Source organism: Anaerotruncus massiliensis (ex Togo et al. 2026), assembly GCF_030825285.1.
GTDB classification, from domain to species: Bacteria; Bacillota; Clostridia; order Oscillospirales; family Ruminococcaceae; genus Anaerotruncus; species Anaerotruncus massiliensis.
Window position 1 is genome coordinate 1 of the sequence record NZ_JAPJQF010000059.1, and the last position, 15,888, is coordinate 15,888.

General features: G+C 65.0%; 10 protein-coding genes. 6 read left to right on the forward strand and 4 right to left on the reverse strand.

Translation table 11 applies throughout. The annotated features are described in order from the left end of the window. Positions 1 to 166: 166 nt before the first annotated feature. The 3 genes from dut to RCI06_RS12670 are packed head-to-tail and all read right to left on the reverse strand — an operon-like array spanning position 167 to position 3,042. A complete protein-coding gene (dut, locus tag RCI06_RS12660; RefSeq protein WP_121587607.1) occupies positions 167 to 598 on the reverse strand; it encodes a dUTP diphosphatase in 432 nt (143 codons plus the stop codon). 12 nt (positions 599 to 610) lie between these two features. Continuing rightward, complete coding sequence (locus tag RCI06_RS12665) at positions 611 to 2,680, reverse strand: U32 family peptidase (protein ID WP_306576271.1); 2,070 nt, start codon at positions 2,678 to 2,680, stop codon at positions 611 to 613. Then, the gene (locus tag RCI06_RS12670; RefSeq protein WP_158595720.1) at positions 2,677 to 3,042 is read right to left on the reverse strand and encodes a cell division protein ZapA; all 366 of its coding nucleotides are present in this window, start codon (positions 3,040 to 3,042) and stop codon (positions 2,677 to 2,679) included. Before RCI06_RS12670 ends, RCI06_RS12665 begins: the two co-directional genes overlap by 4 nt. A gap of 306 nt (positions 3,043 to 3,348) precedes the next feature. Between RCI06_RS12670 and RCI06_RS12675 the strand changes: the two genes are divergently transcribed. The 3 genes from RCI06_RS12675 to RCI06_RS12685 all read left to right on the forward strand — a co-directional run bounded on the left by RCI06_RS12675 (position 3,349) and on the right by RCI06_RS12685 (position 8,454). Further along, positions 3,349 to 5,751 carry a glycogen/starch/alpha-glucan phosphorylase gene (locus RCI06_RS12675; protein WP_306576272.1) on the forward strand — a complete coding sequence of 801 codons (2,403 nt, stop codon included), beginning with the start codon at positions 3,349 to 3,351 and terminating at the stop codon, positions 5,749 to 5,751. Between the two features lie 91 nt (positions 5,752 to 5,842). After that, a complete protein-coding gene (locus RCI06_RS12680; protein WP_101548605.1) occupies positions 5,843 to 7,702 on the forward strand; it encodes an alpha-amylase family glycosyl hydrolase in 1,860 nt (619 codons plus the stop codon). A gap of 62 nt (positions 7,703 to 7,764) precedes the next feature. Continuing rightward, complete coding sequence (locus tag RCI06_RS12685) at positions 7,765 to 8,454, forward strand: ABC transporter ATP-binding protein (RefSeq protein WP_306576273.1); 690 nt, start codon at positions 7,765 to 7,767, stop codon at positions 8,452 to 8,454. 56 nt (positions 8,455 to 8,510) lie between these two features. On the opposite strand, the gene nifJ is transcribed toward RCI06_RS12685, so the two are convergent. Beyond that, positions 8,511 to 12,188: a pyruvate:ferredoxin (flavodoxin) oxidoreductase gene (nifJ, locus tag RCI06_RS12690; protein ID WP_306576274.1), complete on the reverse strand. Its 3,678-nt coding sequence runs from the start codon at positions 12,186 to 12,188 to the stop codon at positions 8,511 to 8,513. A gap of 386 nt (positions 12,189 to 12,574) precedes the next feature. On the opposite strand from nifJ, the gene RCI06_RS12695 reads away from it, so the two are divergent. From RCI06_RS12695 to RCI06_RS12705, 3 genes are all read left to right on the forward strand, one after another. Beyond that, positions 12,575 to 13,927, forward strand: coding sequence for a hemolysin family protein (locus tag RCI06_RS12695; RefSeq protein ID WP_306576275.1), 1,353 nt, complete (start codon positions 12,575 to 12,577; stop codon positions 13,925 to 13,927). Between the two features lie 76 nt (positions 13,928 to 14,003). Beyond that, positions 14,004 to 14,936, forward strand: a complete 933-nt coding sequence (locus tag RCI06_RS12700; protein WP_306576276.1) for a hypothetical protein — start codon at positions 14,004 to 14,006, stop codon at positions 14,934 to 14,936. Positions 14,937 to 15,013: 77 nt separating this feature from the next. Continuing rightward, entirely contained in the window at positions 15,014 to 15,724 is a 711-nt protein-coding gene (locus RCI06_RS12705; protein WP_101548595.1) for a tRNA 2-thiocytidine biosynthesis TtcA family protein, read from the forward strand. The last annotated feature ends 164 nt before the right edge of the window (positions 15,725 to 15,888 follow it).

Below are 15,888 nucleotides of genomic sequence, written 5' to 3' on the forward strand. Positions count from 1 at the left end.
TTGGGCAAGCAAGAAAGGAACTCGCTGTCGGTCGACTACCGACAAACTCTGCCGCGCGATGAGCGGCAAATCTAAGGAAGCCTCGCCGGGGCGGGACCCGGCAGCTCCGCCGCTCCATGAGCGGCAAGTCCTAAGAAGAAGCCCCGCCGGGAAGCGGCAAAAAAGTCTACCTTCCGGTGGACCCGAACCCGCCTTCGCCGCGCGAGGTCTCGCCGAGCTCGGCGCACTCCTCGATTTCGGGGGTATGCACCGGCAGCAGCACGAGCTGGGCGATGCGGTCGCCCGGTTCGACGACGAAAGGCTCGTCGGTGTGGTTATAAAGCCCCACGATCACCTCGCCCCGGTAGTCGCTGTCGATCACGCCGACGCAGTTGGCGGGCACGATGCCGTGTTTGATGCCCAGCCCGCTGCGCGCGAAGACAAAGCCCGCGTAACCCGGCTCGATCGCCATGGCCAGGCCGGTCGGGATCTTGACCGTCCGGCGGGCGGGGATCGTCACCGGGGAGTCGAGGTCGGCGCAGAGGTCGTAACCCGCGCTGCCCGGCGTGGCGTTCGCGGGGATCCGCGCCGACGGGCGCAGGCGTTTGAGTTTCAGCATATGGCAGTCCTCCTATAGTACCGTCTTGTAGAGCAGCCCCCGCGTGAATTTCCCATGGAATTCCCCGCCGGAGCGGTAGGTTTCAAACAGTTTCCCGCACTCCTCCGGGCTCTCGGTGGAAAACCGCAGCTCGATAAAATCGAGGCCGCGCAGCTCCGGAAGCCGGTCCCCCATGAAGAGCGGGACGGGATTGAGGATTTCACTGCACCCGTAGGCGCAGCTCGTATAGAGGAGTTCCCCCCGGCGGTCGGTCAGGAAGTTCTCCCCCTTCTTACAACGCGCGCAGCCCACGAACGACTTCACCGGGCAGTTGCGCACCGTCATGAGGGGCAGACGCCCGTAGGCGGTCAGTCCGAGCGGAACGGGGGATTGAATCCTTTTCGCCATGTCGAGCGTCGCCTCGAAGGAGAGCAGCAGGTCGCAAAGCCCCCAGCCGGCGAGCGTTTCGGCCGCGTAGGAGTTCATCGCGTTGAAAAACGGTTCCCCGTGCAGCATAAAGCCCGCCGCCCCGGCGATTTTTACCGCGCCGGGGTTTCCCACGGCCGCGTGGCGGATTCCCCTCTCCCGCAGCAGCGAGAGCTGCCTTTTCAGCGCCTCCCCTCCCGAAAAGAGGATGCGCGGCAGCCCGGCGCACAGCTTGTCCGCATACGCGGGCGCGCCGTTTTCACAGAGCTTCACAAGCTCGGGCACCGGCAGCGTGACGAGCTCCGCCCCCTCGAGCAGTTCGGGCGAAAGCTGCCGCGCGCTGTAGGCGCGCACCCGCAGCGCCGGGAGCGGCGCGGGCGCGTGTCCGCGCGGCGCGCCCGCCCTTGCGCGGTCGAAGGGGATGGCGCGGGTTTTTCCGCGCAGCCCGTCAAGTTTTCCGAGCGCCTCGCGGCGCAGGGCGTTGACCGCCGAGGCGGGCAGCATCAGCCCTTCCCCGATCTCGCAGGAGACGCTTCGGACATGGTAAGGGGTCCCGCCCGTCTTGGAGAGGCTCGCCGCCGCGCGCTCCGGATCGGTGGGGCGGTTGACCGCCGCCTGGGGGATCTCCCCCGCGGCTTCGGAAATGTTGCCGTCCCCGTCGGTCACGACGAGGCGCGCGGGCTCCCCCGCCTTCATCGTGAAGCGGAAATCCGCCTCCACCTTCTGCACCTGCTTGCGCGGGTCGGTGTAGAGGGTCTCCAGCCCGCCGAGCACCCCCGCCGCCGCGGTGACGTCCTCCTTCTGGCGGATGCCGAACATCTCCGCGCCGAGGCGCCCCTCGAAATAACCATCTGTAAATCCACTGCGCGAAAATACGGATTGTAGCGTTTCCAAGTCGACCGGTTCCCCCGCCAGCGCCTTGCGGCAGGCGGTGACTGCGGCCGCGACATATTCGGGGCGCTTCATCCGCCCCTCGATCTTGAGGGCGGACACGCCGAGCTCCCGAAGCTCCCCCGCCCGCCCGATGATGCTCATATCCTTTAAGGAGAGGGCATGTTCGCTGTTCCCCGCCTTGCAGGGCAGGCGGCAGGGCTGGGCGCAGAGGCCGCGGTTGCCGCTGCGCTGGCCGAGCACCGCGCTCATATAGCACTGGCCGGACACCGACATGCACAGCGCGCCGTGCACAAAGGTCTCCACCTCGAGGGAGGTCGAGCGGATGATCTCCCCGATCTCCTCCTTCGAGCACTCGCGGGCCAGCACGACGCGGGAAAAGCCCATCTCCTCGAGCATTTTGGCCCCCTCGGCGTTGTGCACCACCATCTGGGTGGAGCCGTGCAGCCGAAGCGACGGCGCGCACCGGCGCAGCAGCGCCGCCGCGCCGGCGTCCTGCACGATGACCGCGTCGACCCCCGCCGCGCAGGCGGCCTCGGCGTCGGCCAAAAATTGTGGGATTTCATCCTCGCGCACGACGATATTGAGCGTCAGGTAGACCCTGACGCCCCGGATGTGGCAGCGGCGGACGGTGTCCGCCAGATGCTCCAGGGTAAAATTTTCGGCGCCGCGGCGGGCGTTGAACGCCCCGGCGCCGAGATAGACCGCGTCCGCCCCGCAGAGGACGGCCGCTTCAAGCGCCGCCGGGTTCCCGGCGGGCGCGAGCACCTCCGGCAGGCGGCTCATTTCACGTCCAGCTTGGTCTGGCCCTTCATCTCCTGCCCGTCAAGCTGGCGGCGCAGGTGGGCGTTCTCCCGCTTGACCTCGTCGAGCTCGATGCGCGCCTTGGCGGCGTCCTCGAGGTACTCCGAAATCTGGGTGCGCATGCGGTCGGCGTTCTCCTCGCTGCGCTTGTAGGCGTCGATATAGTTGATGGCGCAGAGCACCATCACGTCGTTGAAGGAGATGCTCGGGTTCTTCTCCAGAATCCCCTTGATCTGCTCGTCCAGCTCCTGCGCGAGCCCGAGCACGTATTCTTCCGGTTCCGACGTGGAGATCGTATAGTGCACGCCGTTGATCGTAATCCTGACGCGGTTGATGGTATTCATGGTCCGATAACCTCCCATACTTGCTGTTATCTTTCATATTATATCGCATTTCCCGCCGCGAATAAAGAGCCCGTACAAATTTTCCGAGTTTCTTTGGTTTTTTCACCCCTTTCTGGAGGTTTTTGCCGAATCCCGCGTTTTTACGCCCCATCGCTTGCATGGCGCGGCGTTTTAGGGTATAATGAAGTGTAATTATCCAGTTTTATACAAGGGTAAAGCGCCAGCGCGTCAAAGCGCTGCCGCGCCGCCTGATTGCCGCATAAAAGGCCGGCCCGCACCTGCCGCACCGAGTATTAGGAGGGTATCATGAACATCAGCAAGCACTACACCAAGGAGGTCCTCAAGGACCTCCTCCTGGACACCTTCAAGAGCGACATGCTCATCGAGCCGGAGCACGCCTCCGACGAGGTCTATTACGAGGCGCTCTGCCGCGTCACCCGCGAGATCCTCAGCGAAAAGTACAAGATCTTCAACGCCCACAACAACGCCCGCGCGGAGAAGAAGGTCTATTATCTCTGCATGGAGTTTTTGATGGGCCGCTCCCTCAAGAACAGCCTCTACAACCTCGGCATCCAGGACGCGATGACCGCCGCCCTCGAGGAGCTGGAGGTCGACATCGAAAAGATGTACGCGCTCGAGCCGGACGCGGGCCTCGGCAACGGCGGCCTGGGCCGCCTCGCCGCCTGCTACCTCGACGCGATGGCCACTGAGAACCTGCCCGCCATGGGCTACTCGATCCTCTACGAGTACGGCATCTTCAAGCAGCGGATCATCGACGGCTGGCAGACCGAGACGCCCGACTATTGGCTGCCGGGCGGCAGCGTCTGGCTCAAGAAGAAGCCCGACCGCACCGTGCCGATCAAGTTCGGCGGGCGCATCGAGGAGGGCTGGGAAGGCGGCCACCACTGGGTCAACCACGTCGACTACCAGACCGTCTACGCCGTCCCCCACGACATGTACGTCACCGGCTTCCAGAGCGAGGGCATCGCGGTGCTGCGCCTGTGGAAGGCGCAGAGCCCCGGCTTCGACATGGAGGCCTTCAACCGCGGCGACTACGTCAACTCGATGGGCGCCGCCTCCGCCTCCGAGGCGATCTCCAAGGTGCTCTACCCCAACGACAACCACGCCGAGGGCAAGATGCTGCGCCTCAAGCAGCAGTATTTCCTCACCGCCGCCTCGATCTCCGACATCGTGCGCCGGCACCTCTCCCTCTACGGCACGCTCGACAACTTCGGCGAAAAGAACGCCATCCAGATCAACGACACCCACCCCGCCCTCGCCATCCCCGAGCTGATGCGGGTGCTGCTCGACGACTACGGCTACGAGTGGGAGCGCGCCTGGGACATCGTTGTGCGCACCTTCGCCTACACCAACCACACCGTCATGGCCGAGGCGCTCGAAAAGTGGAACGAGGACATCTTCCGCAACCTGCTGCCCCGCATCTACCAGATCGTCCAGGAGATCGACCGCCGCTTCTGCGCCGAGCTGCGTGATGTCTACCACTACGACCCCTACGACATCGACCGCATGCGGGTGGTCTACGACTTCCAGGTGCGCATGGCCAACCTCGCCGTCATCGCCTCCCACAGCGTCAACGGCGTCTCCAAGCTGCACTCCCAGATCCTCCGGGACAGCGTCTTCCGCGACTATTACCACCTCACCCCCTACAAGTTCAAGAACGTCACCAACGGCATCGCCTCCCGGCGCTGGCTCTACCAGTCCAACCCCGGGCTCACAAAGCTCCTCTGCGACACGATCGGCGACAGCTGGCTCACCGACATGTCCCACCTGAAACGCTTCGACAAGTTTTCCACCGACAAGGCGGTGCTTGATCGGCTCGCCGCCGTCAAGCGGGAGAACAAGGAGCGGCTCTCCAAATACGTGCTCGAGACCTCCGGCGTCGCGCTCGACCCCGACTCGGTCTTCGACGTGCAGGTCAAGCGCCTGCACGAGTATAAGCGGCAGCACCTGAACGCGCTGCACATCCTGAACGAGTACTTCTGGCTCAAGGACCACCCGAACGCCCCCTTCCTGCCCAAGACCTACATCTTCGGCGCCAAGGCGGCCCCCGGCTACTTCCTCGCCAAGCAGATCATCAAATTCATCTGCACCCTGCGCGACGTGATCGAGGCGGACCCCGCGGTGCGCGGCAAGCTGCGCATCGTCTTCCTCGAAAACTACAGCGTCACCATCTCCGAGCTGCTCATGCCCGCCTCGGAGATCTCCGAGCAGATCTCCCTCGCCGGCACCGAGGCGAGCGGCACCGGCAACATGAAGCTCATGCTCAACGGCGCGATCACCCTCGGCACCCTCGACGGCGCGAACGTCGAGATCGGCGAACGGGTCGGCAAGGACAACATCCTCATCTTCGGCATGACCGCCGAGCGCGCCGCCGACCTCAAGGCCGCCGGCTACAACCCCGCCGAGTACTACAACCGCGACCAGCGCCTGCGCCGCGCGATCGACCTGCTCGCCTCCGGGCTGGCGGGCCAGCAGTTCCCCACCATCGCCAACTCCCTGCGCTACGACGACCCCTACATGGTGCTCGCCGACTTCGACGCCTACTGCGGCATCCAGCAGGAGGCCTCCCGCCTCTACCAGGATACCGCCAGGTGGCAGGAGATGTCGCTCCACAACATCGCGGCGTCCGGCTATTTCTGCGCCGACCGCGCGATCGAGGAGTACGCGCACGACATCTGGTCGCTCTGAGCGCCTTCCGCGCCCCCGCTTTCCATGTCATCCGGTCAGGCTGTCAAAAATTTTTTGGCAGCCTGATTCAATCTGTATCGGAGTTGATCTCGTGAGTACCTTTCTCTTCGACAGCCGCGACGACCGCTGCAAAACCCCCTTCGGGGCGGTCCCCACGGACGACGTCGTCACCTTCCGCGTCTTCCTGCCGATCTCCTACCAGCTGCGCGAACCCGCGCTGCTCGTCTACAAGGCGGACCGCTGGGATTCCCCCGAGCGCATCCCCATGCACTACGAGGCGAGCGACGGGGTGAGCTGCTCCTACACCTGCATCTTCTATTCCCCCGACCCGCAGCTCTATTTCTACCTCTTCGAGGTCGCCGGGGTCAACGGAAAGATGCGCATCGCCCGCGACCAGGACGGCTTCGGCGTGCTGCTGCCGCAGGGCGGGGAGATGTGGCAGCTCACCGTCTATGACAAGGCGATGCGCGCGCCCGAATTCATGAAGAACGGCATCCTCTACCAGATCTTCCCCGACCGCTTCTGCGCGTCGGGCGGGGCCAAGAGCGGCGTGCCCTCCGACCGGCGGCTCCACCGCGACTGGTACGAGCTGCCCGAATACCTGCCCGACCGTAACGGCGAGGTGACCAACTCCGACTACTTCGGCGGCGACCTGCGGGGCATCACCCAGAAGCTGACCTACCTCAAAAGCATGGGGGTGGGCACGATCTACCTGAACCCCATCTTCGAGGCGCACTCCAACCACCGCTACAACACCGCGGATTTCCTCCGGATCGACCCGCTGCTCGGCACCGAGGAGGACCTCCGGGAGCTGTGCGCCCGCGCGAAGGCGCTCGGCATCCGCGTCATCCTCGACGGCGTCTTCAACCACACCGGCGCGGACAGCGTCTACTTCAACAAAAAGCGCCGCTACGGGAACGGCGGGGCCTACAACGACCCCCAGAGCCCCTACCGGAGCTGGTATGAGTTCACCAACTACCCCAACGGCTACCAGAGCTGGTGGGGGTTCCAGGAGCTGCCCAACCTGAACGAGCGCGACCCCTCCTACGGCGAGTTCATCTGCGGCGAAAACGGGGTGCTGCGCAAATGGCTTGCGGACGGCATCTCGGGCTGGCGGCTCGACGTGGCGGACGAACTGCCCGACGAGTTCCTCGACCGGGTCGCCGCCTGCGTCAAGGGCGCCGACCCCGACGCCGCCGTCATCGGCGAGGTGTGGGAGGACGCCTCCACCAAGGTCGCCTACGGCATCCGCCGGCGCTATTTCCTCGGCGGGCAGCTCGACTCGGTCATGAACTACCCCTTCCGCGACGCGATCATCGCCTACGTCCGCCACGGCGACTGCAACCGCCTCTACTCCACCCTGCTCTCCATCCTCGAGCACTACCCCAAGCCGGTGCTCGACGTGCTGATGAACTCCCTGTCCACCCACGACATCGAGCGGGCGATCACCGCGCTGGCGGGCGAGCCGATCTCGGGCGGGCGCGACTGGCAGGCGCACAACAACACGCTGAGCCCGGAAAAATACGCGCTCGGCAAAAAGCTCTTCATGCTCGCGTCGGTCATCCAGTACATGCTGCCCGGCGTGCCCTGCCTCTATTACGGCGACGAGGCCGGCCTCTACGGCTACAAGGACCCCTTCAACCGCACCTGCTACCCGTGGGGCCGCGAGGACCCCGAGCTCATCCAGTTCTTCCGCACCCTCGGCGCGATCCGGTCGGGATGCCCGGCGCTCTCCTCCGGCAGCTTCAGCGCCGTCTCCTTCACCCCCGAGGTCGTCTCCTTCCTGCGCGACTGCGGCGGCGAAAGCTACTACGTCGCCGTCAACCGCACCCCCTCGGAGCAGCCGGCCGTCCTCCCGATGGAGTTCAAGGACGCGGCGGTCCTCTACGGCAGCCTCGGCGCCGACGGCCTGCTGCCCCCCTACGGCGCGGCGATCCTCGTCCTGCGTTAAAAAACCGCATAAAAAAGCCTCCCCCGCAGACACTAAGAAAAAACGTCTGTGGGGGATTTGTTATGCCGCTTGTGGAACTGCGGGACCTGTGCAAAATTTATAACGCCGGCGACAACGAGGTGCGCGCGCTCGGCGGCGTTTCCCTCTCGATCGAGACGGGGGAGTTCGTGGCGATCGTCGGGCAGTCGGGGTCGGGCAAATCGACCCTCATGAACATGCTCGGCTGCCTCGACCTGCCCGACGGAGGGATCTATTTCCTCGACGGGGAGGACGTCGCCCACATCCCCGAGGCCTCCCTCGCCGGCATCCGCAACCGGCGGATCGGCTTCATCTTCCAGGGCTTCAACCTCATCCCCAGCCTGACCGCGCTGGAAAACGTCGAGCTGCCGCTCATCTACCGCGGCATCCCCCGCCGCGAGCGCGGCGAGCTGGCCGTTTCCGCGCTTGAGCGGGTGGGGGTGGGCAACCGGATGCACCACTACCCCGCCCAGCTTTCGGGCGGGCAGCAGCAGCGGGTCGCGATCGCCCGCGCGATCGCCGCGAAGCCCCCCATCATCCTCGCGGACGAGCCGACCGGCAACCTCGACTCCGCCTCGGGCGCGCAGGTCATGGACATCCTCCACGAGCTGCACGCCGAGGGACGCACCGTCATCCTCATCACCCACGACGACCGCATCGCCTCCGCGGCTGGGCGGCTCATCCGCATCATCGACGGGCGCATCGTCGAGGATTCGGGAGCCCCGCCCTCCTGAGCCGCACGGCGAAAAAAAGCCCCGCGCCGTAAGGCGCGGGGCTTTTGCACGTCGGATTATTCCGCGTAGAGCTGCTGGAGCTTGAGCAGGTGCTGGTAGCGCGCGGCGGCGGACTTCTCCGCCTCGTCGAAGAGGGTCTCCGCACGGTCGGGGAAGGAGCGGGTCAGCGAGGAGTACCGGGCCTCGTTCATGATGAAGTCCCTGTAGCTCGCGGTCGGCGCCTTGCTGTCGAGCGTGAACGGGTTCTTGCCCTCCGCCTTGAGCGCGGGGTTGAAGCGGAACATGTTCCAGTAGCCCGCGTCGACGGCCTTCTTCATCTCGGTCTGGCAGTTGGTCATGCCGCCCTTGATGCTGTGCATCTCGCAGGGGGCGTAGCCGATGATGAGGGAGGGGCCGTGATAGGCCTCGGCCTCGGCGATCGCTTTGATCGTCTGGTTCATGTCGGCGCCCATCGAGATCTGCGCGACGTAGACATAGCCGTAGGACATGGCCATCTCAGCGAGGCTCTTCTTGGCGATCGCCTTGCCGGCCGCGGCGAACTGCGCCACCTGGCCGATGTTGGAGGACTTGGACGCCTGGCCGCCGGTGTTGGAATAGACCTCGGTGTCGAAGACCATGACGTTGACGTCCTCGCCCGAAGCGAGCACGTGGTCGAGCCCGCCGTAGCCGATGTCGTACGCCCAGCCGTCGCCGCCGAAGATCCAGACGGACTTCTTGGCGAGGTATTCCTTCTCGGCCAGGATCTCAGCCGTCAGCGTGCAGGCCTCGCAGTCGCAGTGGGCCGCGCCCGACGCCTTGAGGGCCTTCATGTGCTCATGCATCTCGGCGTGCTTGTCGCCGAAGATCTCCTTGCTCGCGGGGGTCTCGATGAAGGCGAGGCAGTCGTCCACGCTCATCAGGCCGCCCTGCAGGGCTTCCACATACTTCTCGGTGGCGGCGGCGTTGGCCTTGCCGTCGTCCATCGTGTCGAGCCACGCCTGCGCGGCTTCCTTCAGCGGGGCCCAGGTGTGGGGCACCTCGACGAGCGCGCGGGTCTTCGCGGCCAGGCGGTCGCGGATGGTCTTCTGTCCGATGTACATGCCGAAGCCGTGCTCGGCGTTGTCCTCAAACAGGGAGTTCGCCCAGGTCGGGCCGCGGCCGGTGTCCTTGTTGACGGTGTACGGGCTGGTGGCGGCCGGTCCGCCCCAGATGGAGGAGCATCCGGTCGCGTTGGAGATGTACATCCGCTCGCCGAACAGCTGGGTGATCAGGCGGGCGTAGGAGGTCTCGGCGCAGCCCGCGCAGGAGCCGGAGAATTCAAGCAGCGGCTGGTTGAACTGGCTGCCCTTGACGGTCTCGTCGGCGGGCATGCCGGGCTTCTTGGAGATGTTCGCGACCATGAAGTCGAAGACTTCCTGCTGGGCGGACTGGCTCTCCTGCGGCTTCATGACCAGCGCCTTCTCCTTGGCCGGGCAGACGCTGACGCAGACGCCGCAGCCCATGCAGTCAAGCGGGGAGACGGCGATCGTGAACTTGTAGTCGGGCGCGCCGGTCATCTTGGCGGTGTACTTGGTCTGCGCGGGGGCCTTCGCGGCCTCGTCGGCGCTCAGCGCGAACGGGCGGATGGTCGCGTGCGGGCAGACATAGGAGCAGCGGTTGCACTGGATGCAGTTTTCCGGCAGCCACTCGGGCACCGACACCGCGACGCCGCGTTTCTCGTAGGCGGAAGCGCCCTGCTCGAAGGTGCCGTCCGCGTGGGGGACGAAGGTGGAGACCGGCAGGCTGTCGCCGTTCATCTTGGAGACGGGCTCCATGATGTCGTGGACCATCGTGACGAGCTCTTTCTTGCCCTCGGGCAGAGCCGACTCGGCCTCGTCCTTGGCGTTCGCCCAGTCGGCCGGGACGTCGATCCTGACGAACGCCGAAACGCCCGCGTCGATCGCCGCGTAGTTCATGTTGACGACGTCCTCGCCCTTCTTGGAGTAGGACTTGTAAGCCGCCTTCTTCATGTAGTCGACGGCCTCGTCGATCGGCAGCACCTTCGCGAGCGCGAAGAACGCGGCCTGCAGGATGGTGTTGGTGCGCTTGCCCATGCCGATCTTGATCGCGAGGTCGATCGCGTTGACGGTGTAGAGCTGGATGTTGTTCTTGGCGATGTAACGCTTGGCCTCGGCGGGCATGTGGGTATTGAGCTCCTCGGGGGTCCACTGGCAGTTGATGAGGAAGACGCCGCCCGGCTTCACGTCGCGGACCATCTTGTAGCCCTTGACGACGTAGGAGGGGTTGTGGCAGGCCACGAAGTCGGCCTTGTTGATGTAGTAGGGCGCGCGGATCGGCTCGTCGCCGAAGCGCAGGTGGGAGATCGTGATGCCGCCCGTCTTCTTGGAGTCGTACTGGAAGTACGCCTGCACATACTTGTCGGTGTGGTCGCCGATGATCTTGATCGAGTTCTTGTTCGCGCCGACGGTGCCGTCGCCGCCGAGGCCCCAGAACTTGCACTCGATGGTGCCCTTGGCCGCAGTGTTCGCGAAGTTGTTCTCCTCGAGCGAGGTGTATGTAACGTCGTCGGTGATGCCGATGGTGAAGTGCTTCTTGGGGGAATCCTTCTTCAGCTCGTCAAAGACGGCGAAGACGCTGGAGGGCGGGGTGTCCTTGGAGCCGAGGCCGTAGCGGCCGCCGATAACCGTCTTGCCCGACACGCCGCACTCGGAGAGGGCGGTGATGACGTCGAGGTAGAGCGGCTCGCCCAGGGAGCCGGGCTCCTTGGTGCGGTCGAGGACGGCGATGCTCTTGGCGGTGGCCGGGATCGCCTCGATCAGCTTGGCGGGGACGAAGGGGCGGTAGAGGCGGACCTTGATGAGGCCGACCTTCTCGCCGGCGGCGGTCAGGTAGTCGATGACCTCCTCGGCCACATCGCAGATCGAGCCCATCGCGATGATGACCCGCTCGGCGTCGGGGGCGCCGTAGTAGTTGAAGAGCTTGTAGTCGGTGCCGAGCTTGGCGTTGACCTTGCCCATGTACTCCTCGACCACGGCCGGCAGCTCGTCATAGAACTTGTTGCAGGCCTCGCGGTGCTGGAAGAAGATGTCGCCGTTCTCGTGGGAGCCGCGCATGACCGGGCGCTCGGGGTTGAGCGCGCGTTTGCGGAAGGCCTCGACCGCGTCCATGTCGACCATCCCGGCCAGGTCGTCGTAGTCCCAGACCTCGATCTTCTGGATCTCGTGGGAGGTGCGGAAGCCGTCGAAGAAGTTGATGAAGGGGACGCGGCCCTTGATGGCGGCCAGGTGCGCCACGGCGCCCAGGTCCATGACCTCCTGCGGGTTGCTCTCGGCGAGCATCGCGAAGCCGGTCTGGCGGCAGGCGTAGACGTCGGAGTGGTCGCCGAAGATGTTCAGCGCGTGGGTGGCGACGGTACGGGCCGAAACATGGAAGACGCCCGGCAGCAGTTCGCCGGCGAGCTTATACATGTTGGGGATCATGAGCAGCAGGCCCTGGGAGGCGGTATAGGTGGTGGTCAGGGCGCCGGCGGCCAGCGAGCCGTGCACGGTGCCCGCCGCGCCCGCCTCGGACTGCATCTCCATGACCTTGACGGTGGTGCCGAAGATATTCTTACGGCCTGCGGCGGCCCACTGGTCGACGTAGTCGGCCATCGGGCTGGACGGCGTGATCGGGTAGATCCCCGCTACCTCGGTAAACGCATAGCTGACATGCGCTGCCGCGGTATTGCCGTCCATGGTGAGTTTGTTTCTTGCCATGTTGCATCTTCCTCCTAATGATAAATTAGCGATCGCTAATAAATTGGATATTCCGAACGGGCCCGAAAGGGCGCAAAAGCCCCTTGTCCCTATCCTTATTGAGTTTATCATTTTTGCCGCGCCTTGTAAATAACAGAACCCAGAAAATTGTGACTGTTTTGTCAATTTTACGGCAAAATCCATCCCGTTTGGGGCTCCCGTATGTGGAAATTCCGGTGCCGCCCCCCGCTTTTCCCCAAAGGCGGGCTTCAAAGCCGCATTTTCCGGGGATTTTTTCCTTCCCGCGGGCGGGCTTCAAATTGACATTGTCCGGAAAAATGTTTATATTTATGGTAGCAGCGCCGGAGCGGAAACAATCGTCCATCCGCGCGGCGCAAATTGGAGGAATGAACAACATGGACCCCTATCCCAGTATCGTGATTTTCCTGCTCCTCATCCTGCTCAGTTCCCTGCTGACCGCCGGGCGCACCGCCCTCACCCAGCTGCGGGACAGCAGCGTGAAGAAGATGGCTTCCTCCGAACGCGGCGGGGAGCGGTTCATCGCGCGGCTGCTTGAACGCCCCGCCGCCTTCCTCGACGGCGTCGAGCTCGCGCGCTTCGCCTGCACGGTGGCCGCGGCGCTCTTCACCTATCCCCTCGCCCTCGTCCCGCTGACCTGGCTCGTCCGCTCGCTTTCCTTCAGCCGGCCGCTTTACTACGCCTTTTCCTTCGTCGGCTTCCTGCTGACCGTGCTCCTGCTCAACGTGCTCTGCGCGCTTCTCCCCTACCGGGTGGCCTGCCGCCATCCCGAGGGGGTCTCGGCCGCGCTCGCGCGGCTGTGCTGGTTCGTCGCCTGCGTCATGCGCCCCTTCGTGCTCCTGAACGGCGCGCTCGCCCGCGGGCTGGCGCGCCTGTTCGGCGTGCGCGCCGGCGAGGAGCCCGAGGAGGCCACCGAGGAGGAGATCCGCATGATGGTCGACGTGGGCAGCGAAAAGGGCTCGATCGAACAGAGCGAGAAGGACATGATCAACAACATCTTCGAGTTCGACGACCGCAGCGTCTCGGAGGTCATGACCCACCGCACCGATATGACCGCCGTGCCCAAGACCGCCTCCCTCGAGGAGATCGCGGACCTGGCCGTCGAGACGGGCTTTTCGCGCATTCCCGTCTACGACGACGACATCGACGACATCATGGGCATCATCTATGTCAAGGACCTGCTCCGTCTCATCGGAAAGGGGGAGGACGCAGCGTTCGACGCCCAGAAATATATGCGCCCCGCCCTCTTCGTGCCCGAGAACATGAGCTGCGTCGACCTCTTCGCGCAGTTCAAGCAGAAGAAGGTCATGGTCGCCGTCGCCGTCGACGAATACGGCGGCACGGCGGGCATCGTCTCGATGGAGGACCTGCTCGAATCGATCGTCGGCAACATCCAGGACGAGTACGACGACGAGGAGGAGGAGATCTCCCAGCTCTCGGACAACTGCTGGTCGATTGACGGCACCGTCGCGATCGACGACGTCGAGCGGCTCTTCGACGTCGAGTTCGACGAGGACACCGACTACGACACGATCGGCGGCCTGATCACCGAGGCCCTCGGCCGCCTGCCCGAACCGGGCGAGCACCCCTCCGTTCAGCTTGAGGGCGTCCAGTTCACCGTCCTGCTCGTCGAGGAGCGGCGCATCGCCCGCATCCGCGCCGAACGCCTCCCTCCCGAGGAGCCGGCCGAGCGCGAGAAGGACAAAAAAGAAAAAAATTGAAAATCCCGGCAGGAAATCCCTGCTTTTCCGCCACTTCTTCCATGTAAAGAATCTGGCTAAAAGGATGTGTGCCGTTATGAAGAGAGGCCTCTGCCTGCTACTGGCGCTGGCGATCTGCGCGGGGCTCGCCGTCCCGGTCTTTGCCGACCGGCTGCTCAAGCCGATCGACGAAGCCTCCCCCCAGCCGGACGAGACGACCCCCGCCATCCCCGTGGCTCCGGCCGAGCTGCCCGTCCTGCTCGAGGCCTCCCTCTGGAAGGGGGACGAGGAGACGGTCAACACGGTGACCGATCCCGACCTGTCCAGACAGGCCGCCGACCTGCTGCGCGAGGCCGCCGCCTTCCCCGAGGGCGTCACGCCGCCGAGCAGCATCACCGGCGTCAACCTCTATCTCGACTTCCCGGGGCAGGCGCGCCTGCACCTCTTTACGAGCGCCGTCCGCGCGGAGGGCTTCGCCGAGGGGCAGTCCTACCTGATCATCCGCCACATGGACCAGTATTATACCGCGCCCGGCGGGACGATGGACCGGCTGACCGAGCTGCTCTTCCCCCAGACCGTCGCCCTGTGGGCCGCGCTGGAGGACCCGGATTCCCCCGAGAGCGCGGCGCGCGACTACTATAACTTCCTCTCCCCCCGCCTGTCGCGCAGCGAATACGGCGGGCTGGAATTCACCGACGACCGGCGCGGCCTCGTCCTCTGGCAGACTCCCGAGGGCGGCGTCACCCCCGCGCTGGTCGCCCAGCTCACCACCGCCTACCACGGCAGGACCTGCCCCGTCACCTATAAGAGCGCCGGGCGCAGCGCCGCCGAACTTGACGAGGTCGTCGAGTTCCTCGAGGCCCGCCGCGGCGTCAAGGGCGCCGACACCATCACGAGCTGGGGCATCGACCGGGTAAACGGGCTGGTCATCCTCCACATGAGCGGCCGCTGGCCCGAGCTCAACGCCGCCATGCGCGAAAAGGGCTACACCGACCGGGTGCGCTTCCACGTCGAACCGGCGGAGGGCTGAAATTCCCCTTCCGAACCATCTGCGCCCGGCCGCGGCCGGGCGCTCGCTTTTCCATCAAAACTGTAACGGAGGTTTTTATGCAGGAGATCATGGGCTACATCCGCCGCGCGGTGGAGGAATACCGGATGATTGAGGACGGCGACACGGTCGCCGTCGGCGTGTCGGGCGGCAAGGATTCCGTCGCGCTGCTCGCCGGACTGGCAGGGGTGCGGCGGTTCATCGGCATCGATTTCACCCTCAAGGCGGTCACCCTTGACAACTGCTTCAACGGCGAGGAGGGCGACTTCTCCCCCATCGCCGACCTGTGCGGCTCGCTCGGCGTCGAATACATCCTGCGCCGCACCGACATCGGGCAGATCATCTTCGGCGAGCGCGGCGAATCCAACCCCTGCAGCCTCTGCGCGCGGATGCGCCGCGGGGTGCTGCACGACACCGCCAAGGCGAACGGGTGCAACAAGATCGCGCTCGGCCACCACTTCGACGACGCGGTGGAGACCTTCCTGATGAACCTCTTCAACGAGGGGCGGATCGGCTGCTTTTCCCCCGTCTCCTACCTCTCCCGCAAGGACCTCACGATGATCCGCCCGCTCATCTTCGCCACCGAGCGGGAGGTCCGCAACGCGGTGAACCGCGCCGGGCTTCCCGTCGTCAAGAGCAAATGCCCCGTCGACGGGTGCACCGAACGGCAGTGGACCAAGGAATTTTTATACGATATGGAGAAAACCCATCCCGGAATTACAAAACGTATCTTCGGAGCCATCCGGCGGGGACATGTCTCGGGGTGGTGATTTGCCGTGCTGCGCCCGGCAAGCCCTTTACGCGCCCCTCCGGGGCGCTCCAGATGTGCCGCCTTCGGCGGCATAGATCGCCGGGTCCCGCCCCGACGGCGGTTTTCAATTTGCCGCGCTGCGCCCGGCGGGGCTTTAGATGCGCTCCTCGCCTGCGGCGAGCG

Excerpts from the sequence above, each read along its gene's own strand:
- RCI06_RS12675 (WP_306576272.1), top strand. The coding sequence starts at position 3,349 with ATGAACATCAGCAAGCACTACACCAAGGAGGTCCTCAAGGACCTCCTC.
- RCI06_RS12700 (WP_306576276.1), top strand. The coding sequence starts at position 14,004 with ATGAAGAGAGGCCTCTGCCTGCTACTGGCGCTGGCGATCTGCGCGGGG.
- RCI06_RS12705 (WP_101548595.1), top strand. The coding sequence starts at position 15,014 with ATGCAGGAGATCATGGGCTACATCCGCCGCGCGGTGGAGGAATACCGG.
- nifJ (WP_306576274.1), bottom strand. The coding sequence starts at position 12,188 with ATGGCAAGAAACAAACTCACCATGGACGGCAATACCGCGGCAGCGCAT.
- RCI06_RS12670 (WP_158595720.1), bottom strand. The coding sequence starts at position 3,042 with ATGAATACCATCAACCGCGTCAGGATTACGATCAACGGCGTGCACTAT.
- dut (WP_121587607.1), bottom strand. The coding sequence starts at position 598 with ATGCTGAAACTCAAACGCCTGCGCCCGTCGGCGCGGATCCCCGCGAAC.
- RCI06_RS12695 (WP_306576275.1), top strand. The coding sequence starts at position 12,575 with ATGAACAACATGGACCCCTATCCCAGTATCGTGATTTTCCTGCTCCTC.
- RCI06_RS12685 (WP_306576273.1), top strand. The coding sequence starts at position 7,765 with ATGCCGCTTGTGGAACTGCGGGACCTGTGCAAAATTTATAACGCCGGC.
- RCI06_RS12665 (WP_306576271.1), bottom strand. The coding sequence starts at position 2,680 with ATGAGCCGCCTGCCGGAGGTGCTCGCGCCCGCCGGGAACCCGGCGGCG.